At 61.7% G+C, this 24545-nt stretch carries 20 protein-coding genes and 2 pseudogenes; 12 read left to right on the top strand and 10 right to left on the bottom strand.

The window, feature by feature from the left end:
* Window positions 1-2 precede the first annotated feature (2 nt).
* The 3 genes from AC5Y5E_RS17170 to AC5Y5E_RS17180 all read right to left on the bottom strand — a co-directional run bounded on the left by AC5Y5E_RS17170 (window position 3) and on the right by AC5Y5E_RS17180 (window position 2469).
* Window positions 3-548: a cytochrome c oxidase subunit 3 gene (locus AC5Y5E_RS17170; RefSeq protein WP_264052730.1), complete on the bottom strand. Its 546-nt coding sequence runs from the start codon at window positions 546-548 to the stop codon at window positions 3-5.
* 74 nt (window positions 549-622) lie between these two features.
* Window positions 623-1354, bottom strand: coding sequence for a hypothetical protein (locus AC5Y5E_RS17175; protein ID WP_499904029.1), 732 nt, complete (start codon window positions 1352-1354; stop codon window positions 623-625).
* 422 nt (window positions 1355-1776) lie between these two features.
* On the bottom strand, window positions 1777-2469 hold the full coding sequence (locus AC5Y5E_RS17180; protein ID WP_426629004.1) for a FadR/GntR family transcriptional regulator: 693 nt from the start codon (window positions 2467-2469) through the stop codon (window positions 1777-1779).
* A 185-nt stretch (window positions 2470-2654) separates the two neighbouring features.
* Here AC5Y5E_RS17180 and AC5Y5E_RS17185 point away from each other — a divergent pair, with 185 nt between their 5' ends.
* The 7 genes and pseudogenes from AC5Y5E_RS17185 to AC5Y5E_RS17215 all read left to right on the top strand — a co-directional run bounded on the left by AC5Y5E_RS17185 (window position 2655) and on the right by AC5Y5E_RS17215 (window position 8975).
* A complete protein-coding gene (locus tag AC5Y5E_RS17185) occupies window positions 2655-3812 on the top strand; it encodes a sulfotransferase family protein (RefSeq protein WP_426629003.1) in 1158 nt (385 codons plus the stop codon).
* Window positions 3813-3821: 9 nt separating this feature from the next.
* Entirely contained in the window at window positions 3822-4832 is a 1011-nt protein-coding gene (locus AC5Y5E_RS17190) for an alcohol dehydrogenase catalytic domain-containing protein (RefSeq protein WP_067921654.1), read from the top strand.
* Window positions 4823-6001, top strand: coding sequence for a DUF1214 domain-containing protein (locus AC5Y5E_RS17195; protein WP_499904030.1), 1179 nt, complete (start codon window positions 4823-4825; stop codon window positions 5999-6001). Before AC5Y5E_RS17190 ends, AC5Y5E_RS17195 begins: the two co-directional genes overlap by 10 nt.
* Before the next feature lie 36 nt (window positions 6002-6037).
* Window positions 6038-6559 carry a VOC family protein gene (locus AC5Y5E_RS17200; RefSeq protein WP_067921650.1) on the top strand — a complete coding sequence of 174 codons (522 nt, stop codon included), beginning with the start codon at window positions 6038-6040 and terminating at the stop codon, window positions 6557-6559.
* Window positions 6560-6663: 104 nt separating this feature from the next.
* Window positions 6664-7550: pseudogene (locus AC5Y5E_RS17205) on the top strand (alpha/beta fold hydrolase).
* Window positions 7551-7597: 47 nt separating this feature from the next.
* Complete coding sequence (locus AC5Y5E_RS17210) at window positions 7598-8269, top strand: hypothetical protein (protein ID WP_499904031.1); 672 nt, start codon at window positions 7598-7600, stop codon at window positions 8267-8269.
* 133 nt (window positions 8270-8402) lie between these two features.
* Window positions 8403-8975, top strand: a complete 573-nt coding sequence (locus tag AC5Y5E_RS17215; protein ID WP_499904032.1) for a cytochrome P450 — start codon at window positions 8403-8405, stop codon at window positions 8973-8975.
* A 673-nt stretch (window positions 8976-9648) separates the two neighbouring features.
* On the opposite strand, the gene AC5Y5E_RS17220 is transcribed toward AC5Y5E_RS17215, so the two are convergent.
* Both AC5Y5E_RS17220 and AC5Y5E_RS17225 read right to left on the bottom strand, forming a co-directional pair.
* Complete coding sequence (locus tag AC5Y5E_RS17220) at window positions 9649-9828, bottom strand: hypothetical protein (protein WP_499904033.1); 180 nt, start codon at window positions 9826-9828, stop codon at window positions 9649-9651.
* A gap of 77 nt (window positions 9829-9905) precedes the next feature.
* Window positions 9906-11378 carry an aldehyde dehydrogenase family protein gene (locus AC5Y5E_RS17225; RefSeq protein WP_067921642.1) on the bottom strand — a complete coding sequence of 491 codons (1473 nt, stop codon included), beginning with the start codon at window positions 11376-11378 and terminating at the stop codon, window positions 9906-9908.
* A 528-nt stretch (window positions 11379-11906) separates the two neighbouring features.
* Here AC5Y5E_RS17225 and AC5Y5E_RS17230 point away from each other — a divergent pair.
* Entirely contained in the window at window positions 11907-12542 is a 636-nt protein-coding gene (locus AC5Y5E_RS17230) for a TetR/AcrR family transcriptional regulator C-terminal domain-containing protein (RefSeq protein WP_231984251.1), read from the top strand.
* Between the two features lie 13 nt (window positions 12543-12555).
* Here AC5Y5E_RS17230 and AC5Y5E_RS17235 read toward each other — a convergent pair.
* A pseudogene (locus AC5Y5E_RS17235) lies at window positions 12556-13312 on the bottom strand (enoyl-CoA hydratase/isomerase family protein).
* 688 nt (window positions 13313-14000) lie between these two features.
* Between AC5Y5E_RS17235 and AC5Y5E_RS17240 the strand changes: the two are divergent.
* On the top strand, window positions 14001-15659 hold the full coding sequence (locus AC5Y5E_RS17240; protein WP_499904034.1) for an AMP-binding protein: 1659 nt from the start codon (window positions 14001-14003) through the stop codon (window positions 15657-15659).
* Between the two features lie 52 nt (window positions 15660-15711).
* Here AC5Y5E_RS17240 and AC5Y5E_RS17245 read toward each other — a convergent pair whose 3' ends face one another.
* The 4 genes from AC5Y5E_RS17245 to AC5Y5E_RS17260 all read right to left on the bottom strand — a co-directional run bounded on the left by AC5Y5E_RS17245 (window position 15712) and on the right by AC5Y5E_RS17260 (window position 20777).
* Complete coding sequence (locus tag AC5Y5E_RS17245; protein WP_083169403.1) at window positions 15712-16575, bottom strand: LLM class F420-dependent oxidoreductase; 864 nt, start codon at window positions 16573-16575, stop codon at window positions 15712-15714.
* A 203-nt stretch (window positions 16576-16778) separates the two neighbouring features.
* On the bottom strand, window positions 16779-19169 hold the full coding sequence (locus AC5Y5E_RS17250) for an acyl-CoA dehydrogenase family protein (RefSeq protein ID WP_499904035.1): 2391 nt from the start codon (window positions 19167-19169) through the stop codon (window positions 16779-16781).
* A gap of 89 nt (window positions 19170-19258) precedes the next feature.
* Entirely contained in the window at window positions 19259-20080 is an 822-nt protein-coding gene (locus AC5Y5E_RS17255) for an SDR family NAD(P)-dependent oxidoreductase (protein ID WP_499904036.1), read from the bottom strand.
* Window positions 20081-20132: 52 nt separating this feature from the next.
* A complete protein-coding gene (locus AC5Y5E_RS17260; RefSeq protein ID WP_499904037.1) occupies window positions 20133-20777 on the bottom strand; it encodes a GntR family transcriptional regulator in 645 nt (214 codons plus the stop codon).
* Between the two features lie 365 nt (window positions 20778-21142).
* Here AC5Y5E_RS17260 and AC5Y5E_RS17265 point away from each other — a divergent pair, with 365 nt between their 5' ends.
* The 3 genes from AC5Y5E_RS17265 to AC5Y5E_RS17275 all read left to right on the top strand — a co-directional run bounded on the left by AC5Y5E_RS17265 (window position 21143) and on the right by AC5Y5E_RS17275 (window position 24504).
* Window positions 21143-22141 carry an acrylyl-CoA reductase family protein gene (locus tag AC5Y5E_RS17265; RefSeq protein ID WP_083169644.1) on the top strand — a complete coding sequence of 333 codons (999 nt, stop codon included), beginning with the start codon at window positions 21143-21145 and terminating at the stop codon, window positions 22139-22141.
* Window positions 22142-22301: 160 nt separating this feature from the next.
* On the top strand, window positions 22302-23552 hold the full coding sequence (locus AC5Y5E_RS17270) for an amidohydrolase family protein (RefSeq protein ID WP_499904038.1): 1251 nt from the start codon (window positions 22302-22304) through the stop codon (window positions 23550-23552).
* Window positions 23553-23595: 43 nt separating this feature from the next.
* The gene (locus AC5Y5E_RS17275; protein ID WP_426628997.1) at window positions 23596-24504 is read left to right on the top strand and encodes a VOC family protein; all 909 of its coding nucleotides are present in this window, start codon (window positions 23596-23598) and stop codon (window positions 24502-24504) included.
* Window positions 24505-24545: the final 41 nt, after the last annotated feature.

Below are 24545 nucleotides of genomic sequence, written 5' to 3' on the forward strand. Positions count from 1 at the left end.
CGTCAGCTCACCAGGTAGAGAAGCGGGAACAGCACTATCCACAGCAGGTCGACGAGATGCCAGAAGCACGCGCCGCCTTCAACCATGGCCATTCTCTTTGTGCCGAAATCGGTCCGGCCCGCTTGCGCCAGCAAGAGCAGCAGAACGGTGATGCCGATCAAAACGTGGAACAGGTGCAATCCGGTCAAGATGAAGTAGTAAAGGTAAAAGTTGTTCTGGCCCGGTGTGTGACCCTCGCTGACCTTCATGGTGTATTCGACCGCTTTGAGCCCGACGAACGCCAGTCCGCACATAGTCGCCCCGACCAACAGCAACCTGGCGGTGAATCTCTCCGATGAGCGGATCGCCCGGATCGCCGTCACGACGAACAGCGAGCTTGTCAACAGGACAAGCGTGTTGATCAGGCCGATGGTGATGCTCAGGGTCTGGCGCGATTCGTCGAACGTTTCCGGCGCTCGGCTGCGTTCGTACATAAAGCTCGCGAAAAATACTCCGAACACGAGCATGTCGCCGAACAGGAAGACCCAAGTGCCTTCTTCACCCGGGATGCGACGATCACGCTTTCTGGCCGCAAGCGGCGCGACCCCGCCCGCCTTGGCGCCGGGGCCAATTGCCGTCTGGCTCACGCGGCGGGTTCCCGGGCCCGCTCTGCGGCGCGCGCCGTGCGTTCGGCGGCTTCGACATCCACTGCTTTGACGAGCATCACCGTCACGACGACCATCCAGATAGAGAACACCGTCAACGGCATCCAGAACGCGAATATCCCGTTCCAAGCCAGCGGTCCGTTCTTGAACAGAAAGATGGCGCAGCTAGGTATCCCGAGCACCGCGTACCAGATGTTGAAGTATCCGAACCAACGCGGAAAGCTTGGCACGTCGCGTTTGTCGATGAACACGGCGAAGGCAAGAATCACCACCTGGGTGATGAGCGGACCAACGAGCCCGACGAACATGAACCAGAAGATGTCATTGAGCGCCTGGGTAACGTCGGGATGGCGTCCGGGGCGGTATGCGGCGGCGACGGCAAAGATCGAACAAAGCGCGAACCCGAAAGGGAACGTCGCGCTGAGCAAGATCTGAGTGAGCGACATGACGCCCCAGTAGCCCTCGATGCGTCGAACCTGCCTTGACAGCAGCGCAAAGAAGGGCGCGAAGAGAAACGCCAGGAGGATCATCATTGTCAGGCCGATGCTGAGGCGAAGGTGGTGCTCGGAGTAGACCTTGGCGATTTGTTCGGCGCTCGCGCCGGGGTCCATTGGCGGTATCAGCCCGGCGATGCCCCAGAAAATTACGAAGAATGCTCCCAGCATGGCCAGTCCCAGCCAGGCGGCACCCTTCTCAACCTTGACATGCATCGTGATTCCTACCATGCGTGCGGGATGGGATGTTCCTCACGTTAACCGAGGCTTCGGAAACTAGTCAATCATTTAGAGATTCATGTACTGGACGTGCGGAGCCAACGGCTGCCGATCAAATCGAATGCGAAACTCACTAATCCCGTTAGCTATCCGCGGGGGCTCCGACCACATCAGGCGCGCGATTAGTGACGATCCCGCGCCCAGGTAGTGGATGTTCAGGCTCTTCTGCCAAATCGGCCGGACCGGTAACTGCGGCGTATCCACCGCTCAACGTCTAGTTGATTTAGCGATTTTAAGACCTGCATCCATTGACAGCCGCTTACCCCAACTGCGGAGCCGTGTTCATGCGGGCAGTCGGCCGCGGGGCAGCTGACCGCTTCCTCAATCCGGCTTCCCCTGCATCACGTAGCAGTGCCGCCTTACCCGCGCGCGCCGACTCTGGGGTCGTCCCCTTGGTTGTACTGCGCCAGCATCTCGACCAGCCGCCGCAGATGCTGCTGGGCTTCTTCGGCGTCTCCGCGGTCCAGTGCATCGACCAGAGCGACGTCCACCGCCCGCATTCGGGCGGCCGCGGGCGCGGGCATGCGCCGCGCGCCCGCATCGGTCGCGATCGCGAAAAGTGTTGCCAGACAGAGCTCAAGCATCGGGTTGCCCGTCATCCGGGCGATTTCGACGTGTACGTTCGGACGTCCTGCGGTCAGCGCTCCAGTCTGTTCATCCCACTGTCGGGTGCGTGTGATGACGTCCCGTAGTCCGTCGAGCGGCCGCCGGTCCATCTGCGCCACCGTCGTCAAGGCGAGCGACTCCAGTGCGATCCACGTGTCGTACAGGTGACTGAGCCGGGTGTGCCGATAGTTCAAAAACATTCGTGCCGATTCGACGACCCCCTCCGCGTCTGGCGCCACGACGACCAAGCCGCCACCCGGACCTTGGCGGCGCCGCGCCACCCCGTGGGTCTCCAAGATCCGCATCGCTTCACGCAACACATTGCGCCCGACGCCATAGTGCGCCAGTAGCTGTTCCTCGGAGCCGATCACTTCACCGACGGGCCAGCCGCGCGCGACGATGCCGTCTTCGATCGCCCTGGCCAGCCTCGCCGCTGTCAACCTCACTTAGCTGTTCTACCAGGGTGGCCGGACACAGTCCGAGTGACCGGCCGCACGCTTGACGACTGAAAAAAGGTACCTTATTGTCCTCTTTAGTGAGTGGTGCTCATCACAAACCAGGGTGCACCTGGTCCTGCGCCACAGTCTCTCTGCGACGAATTCAGCCGTCCGCCGACCATACGGAGTGAGGCATGGCCGTTCCCGAGAAGTTCACCGAAGCCTTCGAACCGCTGCATCAAGCGGCAGCGGCGGCCACTGGGCTCGATGATTTCGGCCCTCCGACCTACCACGAAGGCTTGCATCAGCTGCTGACCGCGCTCGATCAGGACGGACGTGTGGCAGGCCCCCGCCGAGAAGCTCTGTTCGGAATGCTCACCGGGGTCCTGGTCCGTCGCCTCTACACCCAGGAAGGTTGGCGCCGCAACCCCGGGTACCGAGACGTGCGGATCGAACGTCCGCTGGTGATCACTGGGATTCCACGCACCGGCACCACCGCGCTGCACAAGCTGCTGGCACTCGACCCGCAATTCCAAGGCGTCGAACGCTGGTTGGCCATTACTCCAATGCCTCGACCACCGCGCCAAAACTGGTCGCAGAAAGCCGAATTCAACGCTTGCGTTGCCGGGCTGGAGGAATTTTTGGCGGCCATGCCCGGCTTTGCCGACGCTCACGAGATGACCGCCGACAGCGTCGATGAGTGCCTCGAGGTGTTGCAGCAGGACTTTGTCAGCAACACCTTTCCCTCGCAGCTTGCGGTTCCTGCCTACCTGCACTGGTGGCGCGAAGAAAGCGAGACCACGTCCTACCAGCGCTACGCAGACGTCTTGCGACTGATCGGCCTCGACGATCAGGACCGCCGCTGGCTGCTTAAGAACCCCGGCCACATCTGGGGCATCGACGACCTGTTGGCGCTCTTCCCAGATGCGCTCGTGGTCCAGACCCACCGCGATCCGGCCAAAGCGATGCCCTCGGTGTGCCGAGTGCTGGAGATGCCGCAGTCGATGTACCTCGGCGAGAACGTCCGCCCCGAGGAGATCGGTCCCCCCGAGGTCGACAAGTGGCGGTCGGCGGTCGATCGCACCGAGCGGGCTCGGCGGCGTCACCCAGACAACTTCCACGACGTGCGGCACGCTGACTTCCGGGCTGATCCAATCGCCACCATCGACAGCGTCTATTCCAAGCTCGGCCTGAGTTTGCCTGCAGATGTCGAGACCACTATGCGCACGTGGCTCTACGAGCAGCCGGAGGAACGTCGCCGGGGCGCCGACGCAGATCCCGCACGTTACGGACTGTCCGCTGCCGCGCTGCGTGAGCGGTTCGCCGACTACATCACCACCTACGCGCTGTAAGGAGAAACGATGAAGGCTCCCGTCTTCAATGGCGTTGGTAAACCGCTGACCATCGAAACGATGCCGGATCCGGTACCCGAGGCCGGCCGACTGGTCCTCGAGATCGGCCGGTGCGGAATCTGCGGAACGGACCTGCACATGACGTCGGGTGAGGGTGAGACGTTTCCCGAGGGCATGGTTCTCGGTCACGAGTTCGCCGGCGAAGTTGTCGCCAAAGGAGCCGACACCGACGGCTTCAACGAAGGCGATATCGTCGCGGCCCTGCCAGTGACAGGCTGCGGCAACTGCGCGAGCTGCAAGGCCGGTGACCCGGCGGTGTGTAGCGCCGGATTTATTGGATCGGCGGGCGGCTACGGTCAGTACGCGATTGCCAAGGCCACTGCCGCCATTAGGCTGCCCGCCTCGATGTCGCTGGAGGACGGTGCGCTGGTGGAGCCAATGGCCGTGGGCTTGCACGGCGCGACACTGGCGCAGCTGAGCCCGGGAGCCAAGGTGCTAGTGATCGGCGCGGGTCCGATCGGGATCGCTTCGACATACTGGGCCAAGCGCCTGGGCGCCGGCAAAATCGTGGTCGCCGCCCGGTCCAGGCGAGGCGAACCGTACGCCATCGAGATGGGCGCCGACACGTTCGCGCTGACCGACGAGAACCTCGACGCGGCTGTCACCGAAGGTCTCGGCGGCCCGCCCGACGTGATCTTCGAATGCGCAGGCGTGCCAGGAGTATTGGCCATGGCGATCAATATCGTGCGCCCCCGAGGCACTGTCATCGTGCTGGGCAACTGCATGGTGCCCGATACCATCTTCCCGGCGCAGGCCATGTTCAAGCAGGTGCGCATCCAGGGATCGAACATTTACTCCGTGGGCGAATTCCAGGTTGTCGCCGACTCGTTCGATGCGGGACACGTCGAACCACGGTCGATGATCAGTGACACCTGGAACTACGACGAGCTGCCCACCCGCTTCGAGGAGCTGCGCAGCGGCAGTGACCAGTGCAAGGTCATGGTGAATCCGTGGGCCTAGCCGACTGGGACGAGTATCTCGACCTCGCCAAGGACGCGGTGGAGGTGGAATCACAGCTGTGGGACAGTGGCGACGAGCAGCTGCGGGCGGCGCTATATCGCCAGTTCGCCATGAGCCTGTCCCAGGGGTACTTCTTATACTTCGTCGCCGATCCGAACTACCCGGATTTTGTGCCGTTCGAGAACTCGGCGTTCTTAGCCCAGCCCAATCCTGACGCTGTATACCACTATTCGGCGATTGACGGCGCTGGCGTTTACCGCATCACCGGCCGCCGCGGAACGGTACCTGTGATGGGCTTCGCCACCGGGGCGAACCTCTTCGGTATGTCCGAGCCACCCGGACCGGGCTATGACAACTACGACGCCGATGCCTTGGCCCTCGATGCCGATGGAAACTTCGAGGTGATCCTGAGCGCCGAGCGTCCGGAGGGTTACGGGGGCGACTGGCGGTACCTCAACCCGTCGACGCAATTGGTGATCGTGCGGCAATTCTCGTACGACTGGGTCAATGAGGTGGATGGTCGACTGGCCATTGAACGCCTCGACATCGACTACCTGCGACCGCCGATGAGCGCCGTCGAAGTCGATAATCGACTGCGTGCGTTGTTCGGCCAGTATGTGCGTGGGTTGTCCCGGGTATGCCTGGGCTATATGAGCGCGTTACGCGCACGCCAGGACGCAGAACACGTCCATCTGCAGTCATTCGACGGACTTGGCAACGGCGAAGACTGGCCGCAGGCGTATTGGGAATGCCTCTACGACCTGGAGCCCGGTGAGGCGCTGGTACTCGAGACGGACCTGCCCGACGAGCACACCTACTGGAATGTCCAGGTGATCGACGCTTTGTGGAACCAGGTCGATATCCTGCACCGGCACAGCAGCATCAACGGATTTCAGGCACAGCTCAGCTCCGACGGCAAGTTCCGCGCGGTGCTCTGCCCGCAGGACCCAGGCGTCCCGAACTGGCTGGACACCGGCGGTGGTTTGCGGGGCATGATGATCGGCCGGTGGTACCGGTGCAGTTCGCACCCGGTACCGACGGTCCAAAAGGTTGCGCTCTCGGAACTCTCGACCCACCTACCGGCAGACACCCCCAAAGTCACCCACGCAGCGCGTGCAGAAGCATTGCGGCTTCGTCGAACCGGAGCGCAACTGCGCCGCCGCTGGTGAAGATCACTCATCGACCGAGATATGAGGTAAAGGGCAATGACCGAATCGTCACCAGCAGCGACGTTCCCAACGTTCGCACCCTTTCGGAGATTCTTGCAAATAGCCTATGTGACAACGGATTTAGATGAAGCCATGCGCCGTTTCGGCGCTGACTACGGTGTCGCGAACTGGATGCCCATGCCCGGGATGGAAGTGGAAACCGCACCGGGACGCAGCTGTCACAACAACATCGCGCTTGCATACGTAGGCCCGATGCAACTGGAACTCATCGAACCGCTGAGCGGAGACGATGCCATCTACCGAGCAGCGCTACCCGATGACGGCTCCGGAGTCCGGTTTCACCATGTCGCCCAATTGTTCGGTGATGCCGACGAACTGGAGTCTGCTGAGGGCGATGCGCGACGGCTTGGCATTCCGATCGCCATGGCGGGCTCGTCTGCAGGCGGTTTGGTTCGCTACTTCTACACCGACCACCGAAACACATTGGGCCACTACATAGAACACATCTGGTACGCACCGGAGATGATGGCTTTCCTCGAGCAGATCCCACGTAACTGATTGGGCGATCCGGCGGTGGGGGTCCAGCACCGGTCGGATCACCGGCCTGGCGTTTGGGCTCCCGCCGCTGATCAAAGGTCGAACTCCAGTACGACGAGTTCGCACTGCTAGCCGAGAATGCGGCCGAAGCGGGGTGTCCGGGCCTCTGCCAAATTGCATGCGCGTGAGCTGCACCCTGGCGGACAAGACGTCGCTTAGTGCCATCAAGTGGGGTGACGATCCGCAGATCGTGTTCCTGCACGGCGGCGGGCAGAATGCGCATACCTGGGACACGGTTGTCGTCGCGCTGGGGATATCCGCGTTGGCGATCGATCTGCTCGGTCACAGCCATTCCGATTGGCGCGCCGACCACGATTATTGGCCGGTGCGTAACGCCGAAGCCGCGGCGCACGCAATACGGATCCATGCCCCCAATTCCGCTGGCGTGGTGGGTATGTCGCTCGGCGGACTGACGACCATCAGACTGGCCGCGGCGCACCCGGAACTGGTTCGGCGTGCTGTCGTGATCGACGTGACCCCGTCGGTATTCGAGCGGCAAACATCGATGACCCGCGAGCAGCGCGGAACCACTGCGCTGATATCCGGGCCGCGAGTCTACGACACCGCTGAGGACATGATCGCCGCCACCGCGGCCAGCGCACCGCATCGGAGCGTGTCAAGCATCCGCCGCGGTGTTCTGCACAATGCCAAGGCCCTGGTTGACGGCAAGTGGACCTGGCGCTACGACGACCTCGATCCCGAAGGTACTGGATCACCAGACTTTTCCGCCCTATGGCGGGATGTGTCGGCGGCGATTCCGCCTATCGCGCTAGTCGTTGGCGGAAATTCTGTGTTCGTAGCCGATGCCGATCGTGATGAGTTCCGGCGCCGACGACCCGAAGCCGTCATTACCACCATTCCCGCAGCGGGACATTCGGTGCAGAGTGACCAACCCGTCGCGCTTGCCCGGTTTCTGCGGTCCTTCATCTTCGCCGACGAGCTTCTCGAATAGTCAGCCCAGGGTCGAGGCGGGTTGGGTTCATCGTCGGCTCGTGCGGCATGAAGGGCACGATCGACCTCGGTTCGCATTTCTGTTGGGACGGTACCGATTTTCACGACGGCACGATTACCCGGCGCACCGCGGCACGGGCCAGATTCCGCTATTTACTAGGCTGCGCATCACGTTACGGTGTAAGGTCAGACTGGCAGCTCGCGCTCGGCCAGCCTGAAGGAGAGGGGCCGATGGACCAAACCACGAAGTTCGATCAGCGACTGTCCCCCTTGACACAGCACGTCAAGGCGATGTCGAGTCCGCAAGCGTTGTACGGCGAGAAGGCTGGCAGAGTGCGCGCGGAACGGTCCAACGGGGTTTGGAACTTGTACCGGCACGATGACATCATCAAGATCAACCGTCACCCCTCGATCCTCGGCAATGGCGGCCAGGGTGGCAGCTTCGGCGAAGACAAAAAGTTGATCCCGCTCGAGATCGACGGCGAGGACCACAAGAAGTGGCGGCGGTTGCTCGACCCGATTTTCGGGCCCAAGCAGATGGCCCCTCTAGAGAAACAGATCCGGCAGCTCTCGGGCGAACTGATTGACAAGTTCGCCTCCCGTGGCGAAGCCGAATTGCACGATGAATACTGTGTGCCCCTTCCGTCGCTGACCTTTCTGCGACTGGTCGGGGCACCCGTCGAGCACCTCGACTTCTTCTGGAGTTCAAACAGGGTGTGATCCATCCCGAGGGCGATACCGTCGAAGAGATTGAAGCCAATGTCGCTGTGGCAGGCGGCAAGCTGATCGAGACTTCCTCAAGTTCCTCGCCAAGCGCCGTAATGAGACCGATCGGAAGGATGACGTCATCGCGGTGCTGTTGCGGTCGGAGGTCGACGGCAAACCGATCGAGGAACACGACCTGCTGAACATCGTCTTCCTGCTGATGTTCGCCGGCCTGGACACCGTCACGGCGTCGATGTCTTGCATCTTCGCGTGGCTGGGACAGCATCCGGGGGAGCGAGACCGGTTGGCCCACGACCGCTCGCTGATCCCCGCTGCCGTGGAGGAGCTTCTGCGCTATGAGTCACCGGTGCCTTCGGGTCAGAGGTTCGCGACCGCGGACATCGATCTAGGCGACGGCCTGGTGATCGAGGCCGGCGATGCCATCCAGGCGTGGTGGGCGGCGGCCAACGTCGACCCCACCTACCACGACGATCCACTGACGGTGAACTTCGCACGCGGCCGGAACGCTCACATGGTCTTCGCCAGCGGGACGCATCGTTGCCTGGGCTCGCATCTCGCACGAATGGAACTGAGGATCACGGTCGACGAAATACTCAACCGCATACCGGATTTCGAGGTATCGGCCCCTGACGAATTGGCTTTCGACAACGTGTCGGTTAGCTGCGTTAAGCGTCTGCCTGTCACCTTTAAGCCCAGCTAGCTTCGGCAGGGAGCCCTAGTCGACGTCAACCGACACTTGCCGCCCAGGCAATGCTCGAACGGCAGGTGGTGGTGTTCGCCCTGCCATAGCCGAGCCTGCGGGGGAGTTCTTCAACTGGAGTGTCGACGTCATTATTGAAGGCCTCCGCGCCAAGCTCGCAGCCAAGCCGGCTTCGCGACGTATCACGAAGGCCGTCACCGCGAGCCGTCGAGGGCTGACGCGGCACCTCGCCTAGTCACAGCGCGGTCGCTGCGCAAACGCGGCAACTGCGTCAGCAGATGGCCGAGCCGCCGAGCCGCTGCGCGGGTGGGTCATCGGGTGCCTCGCCACACGCGCCGGCATGTGAAGAGCGACTCGTCACGAGTCCGGTCCGCGACAAGGCGGCAGTGACGCGATAGTGATTCATTGCGGAAGCGCGCTGCTATGAAGCGGCAGGCTCATCGCCAGGTTTCCCGGGACCGCTCATATGCTACAGCCGTACTTGGGCGCGCGATTGAAGCCGTTGCCACCGACGCTATTTCGTAAGCGGAGCGCTACTCCAAGCCAGCCGACGGAGTCGGGCGGTGTGCAAATGAGGTCTGTTCGGCCTCGGAAGCGGAGATTTGGCGAATCCGTCCTTCTAGTCGAATTATTCGCCGGATGCTGGATGAATGACTTGTCGCACAGGCCCTCCTTAAGTGCCGATGTCGACGCCGCCGCGGCCGAACATCTCGTCGAAGACCTCGTGGCCGGTCTGACCGGCTTCTCGCTGCAAAGCATCAAGAAACTCCACGGACTCGGGTTTCGTGTAGGAGGCCATGTGGGTGCGACGGCGTAGACATGTCGTCAGCCTCGATCGGCTGTACCCGCTCACCGGGGATCCTCCGGCAAACGAGTTGGCAAGTACCGGGCCTGCGGACCCAGCACCGACGATGATGTAGTCGAAATCACTCACTTCGTAGGACTGGCAATGGTTTTGATTCGCAGATACTCGCGGAACCCGGCGACGCCATGCTCGGAGCCCACGCCGCTGATGCCCCATCCACTAAACGGCGCATCGGGACTCAGGTAGAAGGAGTTGTTAATGTTCACCGTTCCGGCCCGTAGCCGATGAGCTACGCGCCAGGCACGCTCCTCGTCTCGCGATTGCACGTATGCCGACAAGCCGTAACGCGTGTTGTTCGCGATGCGTACCGCCTCGTCGTCGTTGCCGTCGTAGCGGATCACGATCAGCACCGGTCCGAATACCTCGTTCTGAGCGATCTCGGCGTTCTCGTCGACGTCGGCGAGGAGAGTCGGCTCGTACCAGAAGCCTTTGCCGCCAAAGTCCGCTCGCTTGCCGCCGCACACCACCCGCGCTCCGGCGTCCCTGGCGCGGTTCACGAGCCCTTCAATACGTTCCAGTTGTTCGGCGCGGATGATCGGGCCGACGACGGTGGTCGGCTCGGTGGGGTCGCCGAACGGAAGCACGCCAATCGTCGCCTCCAGGCGCTGCAACACCTCGTCATAGATGTCGGCGTGCACGATCATGCGTGTCGGCAGTGCGCACCCCTGGCCGCTGTTGGCCATGCACATGGTCACACTCAGGCCGCATGCCATGTCGAGGTCCGCGTCAGGGAGCAGGATGTTTCCGGACTTGCCGCCGAGCTCCAGGACAACTTTGCGGATGCCGAGTGCCGCACGCTCCTGAATGCGCTGGCCAACGCCGGGAGATCCGGTGAAATGAAAGAGGTCGACCCGAGGATCACCGGTCATCGCGTCGCCGGCGATGGCCTTGTCTTCTGAGCTGATCGCGTTGAAGACGCCCGCGGGGGTATCGGTAGCCTCAGCCATGACCTGTGCCATCTTCGCCGCGGTGAGCGGGGTGTCCGGCGCGCTCTTGAGTACCACGGTGTTGCCCGTGGCCATGGCATGAGTCACCTTCCAGATCGCGGTCATGAACGGAGCATTCCAAGGCGTGATCGCGCCAACGACCCCATGGGGCTCATAGCAGACGCGTCGGTCGCTCGGCATGCCCAAGAACTCAAAGCTTCCGAGGTCTTCTTCCCACGGGAACGAGGTTGTGAGATCGTTCCAGAAGTCCATCCCGTCGATCATCGCGTCGACGTGGCTGCCGATGAGCGCAGTTCCGAGGCCCGCCTCGGCGGTGACCAATTTCCGGAAACCATCGACATCGCTGCGCAACGCTGCCTGGAACTGCTCGAGGCAATGCCTGCGGAACTTGTGGTCTGTTCCCCAGCTTGTTTCGTCTGCAACCCTGCGCGCGGCCGTGACCGCATCGTAAACGTCCTCGGGGCCTGCATCAGCAGCTGAGCCAACGATAGATTCGTCAGCGGGGTTGATGACGTCATAACGCTTGCCGGACTTGGCTTCTCGAAACTCGCCATCAATGAACAGTCGGCCTTCGTATGAGGTCCCGGTCATCTGGTTCCCTTCCTTCCGCAATGCACCGCTCGGTGTCGAAGTGTTTCTTACCTTACACCGTAACGTGATGACCGTCACCGCACAATGCGTCGCCCATATTGCCTATGCACAGGCAAAGCCTGCTGTTGCCGCGCGCCGATCGCTGTACAGATCACATCACAAAGTAAGGGCAGCCTGGAACCGAGCGAGGGATGATAACGCAAACCATTCGTGCCGTCCGGAAGGAGACATTCGCGTCAGCTTCACGATAGGGGACGGCGAGCCGGCGCACCCGATCTTCCGATTTGGCCCCGTGCTGTTAACGCGGTCAAACATCGGCTCCTTGCCAACCGTCTGCGACAGAGCAGTGCAATATTTGCCGCGCGCCAGTCCAGTATCGCGGGTGATCAGTGTGGCGGACGGAATCGCGCTTCACCCTCCGTTAGCATCAACCGGACGTCAGTTAGAGGAGGTGGAGTTCGCATTCCCGCAGCCAAGAGATCCTCAAAGTCGGTAGCTGGCTCCTCTCGATTGGGGAAGCCGCCGACGTTGACGGAAGAGCAGATCGTCGATGCCGCGCTTTCGGTCGTTCAGGCCGAGGGGCTAGAAGCGCTGTCAATGCGTAGGCTGTCGCGCGAACTGGGCCGTTCCGCGATGGCGCCGTATTGGTACGTTGCGGACAAGAACGAGTTGCTCGACCTGGTCGCCCGCAAGCTGCTGTCGAGAGTCCAGTTGCCTCCGGCGGACTCCGGGCCGTGGGATGAGCGCCTTCGCGCCGTGATCAAGAGCATTGATTACCACGTTCACCGCTATCCAGGAATCGCGTCGATCTTGCTCGACAGAATGAGCGTTACCGACCAACGGGTGCTGAATGGCATCTTGGAGATTCTGGTCAGCGCCGGTTTCAAGGGGGCCGAGAACTTTCAGTCTTACGCAATGATCCACACCTACCTATTCGGCAGATATCAGGTGTTGGGGCAGTTTGACGTTGCGAATTTTGGGGAGCAAGTCCCTGATCTTGACGACACGCTGGCTTCACTGCTTCCTTATTTGCCGAGCCTGCGGGGGAGTGACTTCTTCGACTGGGGTGTCGACGTCATTATTGAAGGCCTCCGCGCCAAGCTCGCAGCCAAGCCGGCTTCGCGACGTACCACAAATGCCGTCAACGCGAGCCGTCGAGGCTGACGCGGCACCTTGCCTAGTCACAGTGCGGTCGCTGCGCAAACGCGGCAAGTGCTGCAGCATTGGCTGGGCCACCGAGCAGTTCCCGGAACTCGGCATTCTCGTAGACACTGGCTTGTTTGATATGCGGCCGGTCGGGTGCGGCGATGGTCCGCTTTGGCGGCGACCAGGCTCGGAATCGGTTTGCTAGCAAGGATAGTTGCGTGCCGATTCGCCACCTAGCTTAGGTCGTCTGGCGCGCATACCTTCCAGACCAAACCCATCTGGCGCGCTTCGTCGGCGCCGATCCACTCGGAGGACATCAGTAGCCAAGCCGCGTTCTGCCGGCCTACCAGGCGAGGCATCAGATACGACGACGCGGCCTCTGGCGCAACGCCCAACTTGGTGAAGGGGCATTGCAGCCGCGCGGTCGACGACATGAAGACCAAGTCGGCGTAGCCCAGAATCGTCGTTCCGACACCGACACCTATGCCGTTGACCACGCAGATCAGCGGCTTGGGGAACTCGGTCAGGGCATCGATCATGCCTTCGAAACCTTGAACGCCGCTGCGAAAGGCGGGGTCGGTGAACCGTGCCTGCATTTCACCCAGGTCATTTCCCGCGCTGAACGCCCGACCGGCGCCTGTTACCAGTACCACTGCCACGGCATCGTCGTCCGCGGCGGCTCGTAGCGCCACCGTCATAGTGTCGTAGAGCGCTTCGGTGAATGCGTTGAGCGCTTGGGGCCGATTCAAAGTCAATGTGCGGACACGATTGTCGTCTGACACCAGCAGCGGCGCGATATCGTGAACGGTGGATTCGCAAACTTCGACTGAATCCGCCACGGTGCCACCCCTTCATCGCCGACTGTGGAGCCCGATAACTGCGATACCATCGTACGGCGTAAAGTCGAGCGCCATGCCGGGCGCGACGCATACCCGAATTCGGCGAGCTGGCGCACCTTCTGGAACGTCAACGACTGTGTCAGCGTGCACCACGGTAACTGTCCTGAGATTGCATTGGCGTCCGCCCGGCGACACCCGAGTTGCTTCCGGTGACGAGTGCGCGGTGCCCCCGCAAGTTCAAGTCCATCGGGGCTCCTCGGCCTCTTCGCGCATGTCAGCCTGAGGTTCCGGTCATTTGTCGTCTTCCTTCTGAAGTGCACCGAGCTCCAATAAGCGATGCGCCTTACACTGTAAGGCAGAGCAGAGTGCCTTTGCGCAAAGGGTCGCGGGAGATCGACCGTGTTCGCATCATCGGACACGACCAGGAGCGGGGAATGACGACGGCGTACTCCGAAGGGCCTCAAGTAATCTGGTCGGCGCGCCGACGGCCGCGGGTTAATTGCGTAGGTGTGAGGCCGGGGAAGATCTTAGGGAATCTCTACGACTTCGATGCGAACGCCTGTGACAGATGCGCTGCCACCTTGCCTGGCTCCGTGTACGTCTGCGCTCGGACGACTGCAAGCCTCTAGGGAGCGTTATGGATTGGCCCACTATTGATGTAGATCCGGACCTGGCTGCACGTTATCGGTCCGAAGGCTGGTGGGACGGCAAGACCCTGCCCACTCTCGTTGCGGAGAGCCTAGAGCGATCCGCCGCGAGCACATTTCGATTGCACTCGCGCACGCGCCCATGGTCGGGCAAGCTCAACGATGTCGCCAGCCTAGGACAACTCATCTCCGGCGGGCTCAAGCGCCGAGGCATCCGACCCGGTGACGCAGTTGCCTTCCAGCTACCCAATAGTGTCGAGGCCGCCGCAGCGTTCTACGGGTTGGCGATGTTGGGAGCAGTCCTCGTACCGATCGCCGCCTCCGCCGGGTGCCGCGACCTTTCACTGGTGGTACGCGAATCTCGGGCGAAGGCGCTCTTTGTCACGAACTGGCGTGATGCACCGTTCGACTTCGAGACACTTGGCGAGCTTTGCGGCCGGAGTCCTGCGCTGGAGAGCGTTGTAGCAGTGGGTGACTCGTCATGCCCCGCAGGCGTCGTGCCGTTCACAGCGCTGACATCGGGACCAGCCGAGGTAGGGATCGCCGCGGTCGATGCCGCGGCACCTGCGGTAATCGGCTGGACGTCGGGGTCAACCGATAAGCCGAAGGGCGTCATTCTGAGCCATCGGGCGCTGTGCGCCGAAGTCAGTTCGCATATCGGGCCGTTTACCGCGTTCCGCAAGCGACCGCTTGCCAGTACGTCCCCGATTGCGCACGTCACCGGGATGCTCTTGTCGGTTTTGGCGCCGGCATTCGCGGGGCATGACATCCACCTGCTCGACTACTGGGATGCCAGTGATGTCCTGAAAATCATGGAAGAGGAACGTGTCTCGGCTGGTAGCGGAGTACCGTTGTTCCTGTCGTCGCTTCTCGACCACCCGTCTTGTACGGACAGCCATCGGTCATTGATCGACCTGAGTTTCCTTGGCGGCGCCTCGGTGCCACCTGAACTCATATTGAGGGCATCAGAGCTCGGAATTGTGGCAGTCCGCGCTTACGGATGCACCGAGCACATCACGATCTCCATGTGCACGCCGAGGGATCCGCTTGCGCGGCGCATTCGCACCGACGGACGCCTTTGCGCGGGCGTTGAGGTTCGTATCGTGACCGATGCAGGCACAGGTCAGCCGCATGGACGGCCGGGCGAGGTGTTGAGCCGTGGGCCCGAACTCTTCAGTGGGTACACAAACCCCGCGCTCAACGCTGACGCCTTCCTGGATGGCTGGTTTCGTACCGGCGACATAGGCGTTCTCGACGACGACGGATATCTGCAGATCCTCGACCGCAAGAAGGACATTGTCATTCGTGCTGGAATGAACATCAGCGCCGCGGAAATCGAATCAGTGATGATCTCCATGCCGAACGTGGCTGAGGTCGCGATCGTTGCGGAGCCGCACCCTCGAACCGGAGAACGAGCGGTGGCTGTCATTCGGACCGCCCCGGGTCTAGCCGTGCCGACCGTTGAGCAACTGCGTGCTCATCTCGCTCAATTGGGAGTCGCGAAATACAAGTGGCCAGAGGACATTCGCGAAATCCGAGGTGACTTTCCGCGCACGCCGGCCGGGAAGATTCGCAAGCCCGACCTTCGTGCCGACCTGAAGCGAGATCAACCCATATGGGTCACCGGCCGAGGTGGGCTCAGCGTTTAGCTTGGTGTCAATCCTCGGACACGGCGGGCGAGCGGCCGTAGGATGGCGAACCCTACGCGAACGCCGCGGCCAAGCGGCGCCATTGCTCGCGGGGGAACTCGCGTTGGTCGGCGGTCAGAACCTGGATGCAGACGTGGTCTGCTCCGGCTGAGCGATGGTCTTTCACCCGCTGCACAATCGCATCTTCGTCGCCCCACGCGATGGTAGCGTCGAACAACCGGTCGCTGATCTCCGACAAGTCGTTCTCGCTGAAGCCGGAGCGCACCAGGTTGTTGGCGTAATTGGGGAGCACGACATACGTACGCAGCCACTCCGCGCCGATGGCCCGCGCCTGCGCTCGGTCGTTGGCAAAGATGACCGTCTGCTCGGGGGCCAGCAGAGGCCCTTCTCCGAGCGTCTGTCGGGCCTGGCCGCTGTGCTCGGGGGTGGCGAGGTAGGGATGGGCGCCGCGGGCACGGGTGGCCGCCAGTTCGAGCATCTTGGGGCCGAGCGCCGCGAGCAACCGGTTCTCTATGGGCACGGGTCGTGGTGCGTCGTCGATGGCGTCGAGGAATGCCTTGGTTGCACTCAGCGGCTTGCTGTAGCGGACAGCCGCTTTGGCATCAACGATGGGCGCGTGGCTGCAGCCGATTCCGAGCAGGAGCCTTTCACCATAAGCCTCGGTTGCCGACGCATACCGAGCAGCCGTATCGGCGGCGTCATTCAGCCACAGATTCAGGATTCCCGTGGCGATTGTGACCTTCGTGGTTGAGGCCAACAACCGTTCGGCTGTGTCGAGGATCGGACCGCCACCGATATCGGGAATCCACAGGGCGGTGAAGCCTAGATCCTCCAACTCCGCGGCAGCTTCGGCAGCTTTGCCGGGATTGCCGTACCGCAGATGGGTACTCCATATGCCGACGCCCGATAGGTCCATCCGGCATCCTTTCCGATCGCGAAGTTCTGCTCGATGAGGGTCCAAGTAGCGTGTCGCCCGGAGTGCCTCAGACTTCAGTTGATATTCGCCGAGCCCGAACTGCGGGCAGCTGCCGTGACGGATGTATGACGCAGTTCGATCTCCGTCGGAATGAGTGTGCCGGGGGTCGCATTGGTGGCCGCGTCGGGTGACCGAATCGAATCTCAGCTGCGATTGGAATCGATCCACGCGGTGTTCTTGTCCAGCCGTGGTTCAGGCGGCAGCCCGAGAATTCGCTCGCCGAGGATGTTGCGCATGATCTCCGAGGTTCCACCCTCGATTGAGTTGGCCAAAGACCGCAACCACACCTTGCGAACATCACCCCGACCCTGTGGCGTCGCGTACTCCGGGGCCACATAGTCGTATCCATCGATCTGCAGCCCGTCAGATCCGCAGAGGTCGACACAGCACTCGTAAATTGCCTGATTGAGCTCAGCCATTTGCAACTTGGCGATAGAACCCTCAGGCCCCGGACCCTGGTCGCGCGGTCGACTGGCGCGAATGTTGGTGAGTCGCGCCGCTTCGGCGCGGGACCACAGGAGCATCACCCTATCCAGCGCTTCCTCGCCGACATCCTCTCTGGCCAGAGCTGAGCCGTAGATGTCCAGAAGCTGCCTGATCGGGCCGGTGCCTCGTTCGATGATTCGCGCGCCGAGCGCCACTCGCTCATTGGCGAGAGTTGTCATGGCAACCCGCCACCCGTCGTTGACCCGACCAAGAACGTTCGCGACTGGAATGCGTACGTCGGTGAGGTAGACCTCGTTGAACTCGGCTTCTCCGGTGATCTGCCGTAGCGGTCGGACCTCGACGCCCGGCGACCGCATGTCGACCAGAAAATAGGTCAGACCCCTGTGCTTCGGAGCTGCAACGTCAGTGCGCGCCAACAAGATCGCCCAGGAGGCGACGTGACCCAACGATGTCCAGACCTTCTGGCCGTTGACGAGGTACGCGTCGCCGTTGAGCACTGCCCTTGTGGAGAGGGAAGCCAGGTCAGATCCGGCACCGGGCTCGGAAAAGAGCTGACACCAAATCTCTTCTCCGGAGAAGCAGGGACGCAGGTAGCGGGCTTTCTGTTCCGCTGTTCCGTGCTCTGCAATCGTGGGGAGGGCCATTCCCAATCCGATGGTATTGCGGCCCTCGTGGTCGTCGGCGCCGGCCGCTGCAAACGCGTTATCGACGACCTGCTGCATGGTCGGGTCGAGGCTACGACCTCCTAGTCCCTCCGGCAGGCTGACGAGGGCCAAACCGGCGTCGAATCGGGCCTCACGCATCTTCCGATCGCCCATGCGGTCATCCGGGTGGGGGACGGGATACTTGCCGAGGAAGTCGGCGACGGCCTGGGCGAGCGCTTCGGTGTCCGTGTGGTCCTGTGTTTGATCCTCCATGACCGGGGTCTGTCCATCGCCGGCTCCGATGGACCGCTCCGTCTGGTCAGGATGTCCAATACCGAGCAGCCCTGCGAGCCGCGCACGGTGATACGAGGGCGAGCCGAACAGCAGCTGGGTCGACTTGGCCCGCTTTACGTAAAGGTGGGCCGAGTGCTCCCATGTGAACCCGATGCCGCCATGAATCTGGAGCGTCTGTAGTGCAACCATGCGGCAGCACTCTGAGGCTACAGCTTTCGCGAGACTCGCTGACTGCGACACCAGATTACTGTCCGCAGGGCCGTAGTTTGCGGCCATCCACAGTCCGTGGTACACAACGGATCGCGCACTCTCAACGGCTACCAGCATGTCCGCGCACCGGTGTTTGATCGCCTGGAATGAGCCAATTGCACGGCCGAATTGTGTTCTGGTTTTGGCATATTCGACTGCCAACTCCAGCTGCCGCGCCGAGGCACCTAGTTGCTCCGCCGCAACGTAGAGCAGCGCCAAGTCGTATGTCCGGGTCATCGATCGAATTGCGTCGTCACCAGAGCAGACGAGGCGCACCGGCGTCGCGTTGAATTGCACGCTAGCCAATGGTCGTGTCTGATCGAGCGGCGTCAGTGACTCGATAGCGAGGCCAGGCGCTGTCGACTCGACGACGCCGACAACAGGACCATCAGCGGAAGCTCCCGCAACCAGTACGAAATCCGCGGCGGTTGCCTCGACGGCGACAGGGACACGACCGCTCACTGTCCATCCGGCATTCTTGTGCTGAATTCTCAACTGAGACTTGGTGGGCGACGGCCCCTCCCAAACCAAAGTGGCGGTGCGATCGCCACTCACGATCGCAGGTAGGAAATCCCTGCAGGCTTCGGAATTGCCGGACTCGACGATCGCCGTGGCCACCAGCCCAACGGTAGATAAGAAGGGTGCACAGAAGAGCTTCCGCCCCATCTCTTCAAATGCAATTCCCACCTCCACGGGACCCGCACCGCTTCCACCGTGTTCCTCAGGTATCGCGAGTCCTGTGAGACCTAATTCTGTCGAGAGGCGATGCCAGACCGGCGCGTCGTATCCCGGGCTGGTGCCCATCAGATTTCGAACGTCTTGTTCGGTAGAGAATTTGGCGAGGAAAGCATGAATGATCTCGCGAAGCGATTCTGCACTTTCATCGGGCATGTAGTTCATCGATTGCCTGCCGTTCGGTGTAGCTGACGGGGCTTTTCGTGCTGCAGCTTGGTTGGATACATCAACGATCAGACGCTGGAGACGTGAGATCAGAACACCGAGTAGCCGCCGTCGACCACGACGGCATCGCCGGTGTGGAAGATCAACGTCGGATCGGCGAGAAAGACTGCGGGCGCCGCGAAGTCGCCGGCGGTTCCCCAGCGTCCAGCGGGCGTGCGCGCAATCGTGGCGTTGACGAACCGCTCGTTTTGCTTGCCCATATCGAGCATGTCGGTATCAGACCATCCGGGAACCAAGGCATTGACTCGGATTCGGTCAGCCGCGAGATCGATCGCCGCCGAGCGGACCAAGCCCACGAGGCCAGCCTTCGCCGCCGCGTAACTCGGCGAACGGGGAGCCCCGAATGTCATGGACGTCGAACCGACGGCGACCAGAGCGCCACCGTTCCCGAATGCGACCATATGGCGAGCCCCTTCGCGGAGCGTGAGGAATACCCCGTCGAGGTTGATGGATTGCACACGGCGCCACTCAGCGAGGCTTGTGTCGATCAAACGAGCTCGGGCGAAGATGCCGGCGTTGGCGAACACACTGTCGAGTCGGCCAAATCGTTCAGCAACTGCTTGGAAGGCGTTGACGACATCATCTTCGAGTGCGACATCGCATTGCGATGACGCAGCAGAGACGCCAAAACTCTCGAGTTCCGCACACGCGCGTTCGTTGGCCTCTGGTCGTCGCGCGAGGATCGCTACGTCCGCGCCGGCCTGCGCCACACCCCGTGCCAGCGCCAATCCAATACCCGCATTGCCCCCGGTGATTGCTACGACCTTGCCGCGCAGTGGCGATGCGGTTTGTTCCGAATTGCGTTCTCCGACATCGAAGTGCTGACGATCGCTTGGCAAAGTGGGGGACATATGTAGGCCTCCGACGAGACGAAGAAGCAGACGACTTCAGGAATCTAACATATTAGTTCTCAGGATCGGCGGCCAGCACTCCCTTGGCGTCGAGATGCGCAATCAACAGCTCGCCGCACTGTCGCCACATCGCGGTCTGCGCGTCGCCTGCGCGGTCCGCCGCATACGGGCCGCGGCCGAAAGCCACCTGCAACACCCTGGTCCTCGCCTCCTCGATCAACTCCACTGCGCCCTCGACCGATTCGACGAAATACATCGGCGGAATGAACCGGCTCATGCTGTGCAGCACAGCTCGAAGTCGACGATAGGGGCCAGCCTGGTCGAGGACGTACATGTAATCGTTCGCTGCCGTCACCAGGTCGTCGCGGCTGTTGGCATTTGCCATAGCTTCGTCAACGGCTCGAAGGCGATCTAGCGCGGGCTTGTAATTGGCCGCGACTATGAGGCGGAGCGCATAGCCGTGGAGGCGGCCGTGGAGCTCGGCATCTTCGCGCAAGAGGTCGGCATCCACTGGTTGCACATAGGTTCCGCTCTTAGCCTGTGCTACCACTAATCCGTCGTGTTCGAGCTCGAGGACTGCGTCGCGGACCGGTTGGCGACTCACCTCTAGGATCTCTGCGATTTGATCAATGGGGAGCTGGTCACCGGCGCGCAGTATGCCGTCGAAGATCAGTGTGCGGATGTAGTCGGAGGCCACTACGGCAGCCCGGACCTGCCGTCCGGGTCTCCGTACAACAGAAGGCGGTAGCGTCTCGATTAGGCGAGCGGGGCGCCGCCCCTTGGACCTTGATTCCTCACTGGACTTGGTCATCAGGAACCGTTGTCCTGCTGTCGCTCAAGGCTCTTGGTCGGCATCAATCTTCCTAACTGGCAGGAACTCGGTTCGACTCGCTCGTGGAGAACTGAAGCATTGGATTCTGTAATACTAGTCAGCTACTAGCATGTTAGTGTTCCTTCGCCCCGGAGATTTCGGGGCCAGGAGCGCGTCTAGGTTTGCGGCCCCAGGAACCAGTGGACGGGCGCTTCGGCGAACCCCCATCTCGGCGAGGAGTGACTCTGACCATGACTAAATCGTTCTCCGCTCTCACAGCTACACGTGAGGGCGGCCGGGTTCTGCGCAGGCTGGAGCGCCTGACGGCGGACGACTTGCCGGCTGATGGCGTCCTGATCGATGTCCAATATTCGAGCGTCAACTACAAGGATGGCCTAGCGACCATCCCGAATGGGCAGGTGGCGGCTATCTCTCCGCTCATTCCCGGGATCGACCTCGCCGGGGCAGTGGTCGAGTCATCGGACGATCGGTTTCGTGCGGGGGACCTCGTCTTGGCCCACGGGTACGGTATCGGCACCGCTCGTCACGGGGGATACGCAGGCCAAGCCAGGGTTCCAGCTGATTGGCTCGTCGCATTGCCCGAAGGTCTAAGCCCGCGAGATGCGATGGTGATCGGGACGGCCGGCTTTACCGCGGCGATATCGGTTGTGGCGCTGGAAGAACATGGCATCACGCCTGATTCTGGCCCCGTGGTCGTCACCGGTGCGAGCGGTGGTGTCGGAAGCTGCGCCGTCGCCATCCTTGCGGACCGTGGATACGCTGTCACCGCTACGACGGGAAAGGCCAGCTCCGAGGCTCTCCTACGTCAGTTGGGAGCGGTGGAAGTGCTGGGTCGAGACCGCTTCGGTCGCGACGCCGACAAACCACTGCGTCGCCCACGTTGGGCGGGCGCTGTGGATTGTGTCGGCGGCACCACCCTAGCCAATGTGCTATCGGAGATGGACCTGGGTGGTGTCGTTCTGGCGAGCGGTCTGACTGGTGGCTTCAACCTGCCCACCACGGTGTTTCCCTTCATCATGCGCGGTGTGACGCTGGCGGGCATGGACTCCGTTCAACTCGACATCGAACGGCGCCGCAATATCTGGGCCAGACTCGCAACGGACCTACGCCCCGCCCGCTTGGACGCGATCAGCGCGCCTGAAATAGCGCTAGAAGAGCTCGAGGGCGCTCTGGACGCCATCCTTGCGGGGGATGTGAGCGGACGCGTCGTCGTGCGGTGTCAGGCCTAGGCCGATCGCAATCGTGCGGCGGGCTCCGAACATTGCAACCACGAGCTCACCAAATCTACTGTACGTAGTAAAGCTGATGTGACATACTAGAAATCAGCCAGCCCTCAGTGTGGTGCTTGGCGGCAGCCCAAGTTTGTCTTGACGAGAGGGAAAACGTCACATGAATGACAGCATCCTCGCCGACCCGGCGAGCCTTGGGTTCGCAATGGTTGACGCCGACAATCACTTTTACGAGCCACGAGATTGCTTCAGTACGTATGCCGATCCAGGTGCGAAGGACTTAATCTTCCACTCTGAGGATGTTGACGGCGAGGAGCAGTACTTCATCGCAGGGAGGCGATTCACCTACCTGGAGAAGCCATTCGAGGACATTCAGGTGAAGCCGGGGGCTCTCGCCGAGATGTTGCGGTCTCGGTACCGCGAAATTCCGCCGGACAATGATGAAAATGTCGGGCCGCGGCACCCTGATTTCGAAGGAAGCTCAGCATTCACTCCGATGCATCCCTCCTGGCAGAACCGCGATGCTCGCATCGCTGTTATGAACAACCAAGGGGTGCAGGCATCGGTCATGTTGCCGACCCTTGGCGTCACTGTCGAACACTTTGTGAAGGACAACCCCGCGGCCACTTACGCAAACCTGGATGCCTTGAATCGCTGGATTCGGGAGATGTGGGGTTTCGCCTATCAGGACCGGATCTACTGCCCGGCCATGGTGTCGCTGCTCGATGTCGACGAGGCCGTGCGTCAGGTCGACGAGGCGCTGGCTCACGGCGCACGCTTCGTGTCGATGAAGCCAGGTCCCGTTGCGGGACGTTCGCCGGCCCACCCAGACTTCGATCCTGTCTGGGCGCGCTTGGAGGAAGCCAAGGTTTCGGTGATCTTCCACGTGGGTGAGGCTGGTTACAATGAGTTGTTCTCCGCTGCGTGGGGTGAAGCGGCCAATCCCAGTGCTTACCGCGCATCCGCATTCCAGTGGTGCAACTTCATGGTCGAACGACCGATCATGGATACCGTCGCCGCACTGATCTTCCACAACCTGTTTGGCAGGTTCCCGGGGTTGCGCGTGATGAGCATCGAGAACGGCTCCGCATGGGTTCCGTACCTCCTTCACACGATGGACAAGAAGAAGGGGATGGGCCGCAATGGCCCGTGGCTTGGCGGACGTGTCGCCGGTCGGCCGAGTGACATCTTCAAGGAACACGTGCGGATCACGCCGTTCCCCGAAGACGACCTTGACGTGTTGATCGCTGAAATCGGTGCAGAGGCTGTGCTTTTGGGATCCGACTATCCGCATGCGGAAGGACTCGCCGAGCCCGCTGACTTCGTGCCTCTGCTCAAGAATCAGTCTGAGCAGACGATCAAGTTGGTTCTCAGGGAGAACGCCTTGAAGTTGATCGAGGGAACCTGGTGAACGGACTTGTGCTGTATGTCGGCGTGATCCCACGGAGTGATTCGTGATCAACGCGCAAGTTGCGGTGCAGGCGACCCGCTTTCTCCATGTAAACCTCAACACCGCTTTACCCGATGCGTCGGTGAACTGGTATACGTCGCAGCTCGGCTTGCGAGTTGGCATGAAGACGTTGTCGCGCATCGAGAACACGCGTGGAATGGGCTTCGACCACCCAACCGAGGTCAACGCACGTTTTGCATTCGACCACAGAGGCGGCAGGCGTGCGCTTGCCCTTGAGATCGTTGAGTGGCTTACCCCGCCGACCGTCGATTATGGTGCGGTCGATCACGAAGCGCTCGGCATCGCAGCGATTGGATTCCTGGTTCCGACCGCGCATCCATTGCTCCAATCATCGCCCCGCACAAGGCGTTTGCTGGGGAACGATGGTGAGCAACTGGTGGCAGCGACCGTTGTGGATCCGGACGGTGTCCACGTTGAGTTGGTCGCCGATCCAACAGTGGAAGCTCCTGAGTTCTCCTACGCGCGTATCAACACTCATGATATCGGAAGATCAGTGGCGTTCTACGAGACCATCGGCTTCACGCCAAGAGGCGGTCGCAGAAACGCGACGTGGCAAAGCGCGGCAGGACCCGGCCGGGCTGTCGAGATTCAAGCGTTGCGACTGCCTGGCGGCGCTGACTTCTCCCTTCAGCTGACGACATCGTCATCTGAGCGCGATGCCGGACGGACCGCCAATGCTCGCGGTCTTTTCCGTATTGCGCTCGCAGTTGACGATATTGAGGCGGCGGTGAAGGCAGCGCGCGCGAGCCACATCGAGGCGTCGGACCCGGCGTGGGTGCCACTGCCTGATACCCCGAGGGAAGGTATCGATGCATCCTTCTTCAGCGACCCTCAGGGAGTAATGGTCGAGTTCGTAGGTGTTACTGAAGCAGCCGTCGAAAGGCGGCCGTGACCTTGAAAAACCATAATTGTCCGGCTGTAGGTTCGAGACTG

This window comes from Mycobacterium sp. NGS54 (assembly GCF_059812465.1).

Bases quoted from the DNA above. Each gene is read 5' to 3' on its own strand.
- AC5Y5E_RS17175 (WP_499904029.1), bottom strand. From the start codon at position 1,354: ATGCATGTCAAGGTTGAGAAGGGTGCCGCCTGGCTGGGACTGGCCATG.
- AC5Y5E_RS17185 (WP_426629003.1), top strand. From the start codon at position 2,655: ATGGCCGTTCCCGAGAAGTTCACCGAAGCCTTCGAACCGCTGCATCAA.
- AC5Y5E_RS17190 (WP_067921654.1), top strand. From the start codon at position 3,822: ATGAAGGCTCCCGTCTTCAATGGCGTTGGTAAACCGCTGACCATCGAA.
- AC5Y5E_RS17200 (WP_067921650.1), top strand. From the start codon at position 6,038: ATGACCGAATCGTCACCAGCAGCGACGTTCCCAACGTTCGCACCCTTT.
- AC5Y5E_RS17210 (WP_499904031.1), top strand. From the start codon at position 7,598: ATGAAGGGCACGATCGACCTCGGTTCGCATTTCTGTTGGGACGGTACC.
- AC5Y5E_RS17225 (WP_067921642.1), bottom strand. From the start codon at position 11,378: ATGACCGGGACCTCATACGAAGGCCGACTGTTCATTGATGGCGAGTTT.
- AC5Y5E_RS17240 (WP_499904034.1), top strand. From the start codon at position 14,001: ATGGATTGGCCCACTATTGATGTAGATCCGGACCTGGCTGCACGTTAT.
- AC5Y5E_RS17245 (WP_083169403.1), bottom strand. From the start codon at position 16,575: ATGGACCTATCGGGCGTCGGCATATGGAGTACCCATCTGCGGTACGGC.
- AC5Y5E_RS17250 (WP_499904035.1), bottom strand. From the start codon at position 19,169: ATGAACTACATGCCCGATGAAAGTGCAGAATCGCTTCGCGAGATCATT.
- AC5Y5E_RS17255 (WP_499904036.1), bottom strand. From the start codon at position 20,080: ATGTCCCCCACTTTGCCAAGCGATCGTCAGCACTTCGATGTCGGAGAA.
- AC5Y5E_RS17265 (WP_083169644.1), top strand. From the start codon at position 21,143: ATGACTAAATCGTTCTCCGCTCTCACAGCTACACGTGAGGGCGGCCGG.
- AC5Y5E_RS17270 (WP_499904038.1), top strand. From the start codon at position 22,302: ATGAATGACAGCATCCTCGCCGACCCGGCGAGCCTTGGGTTCGCAATG.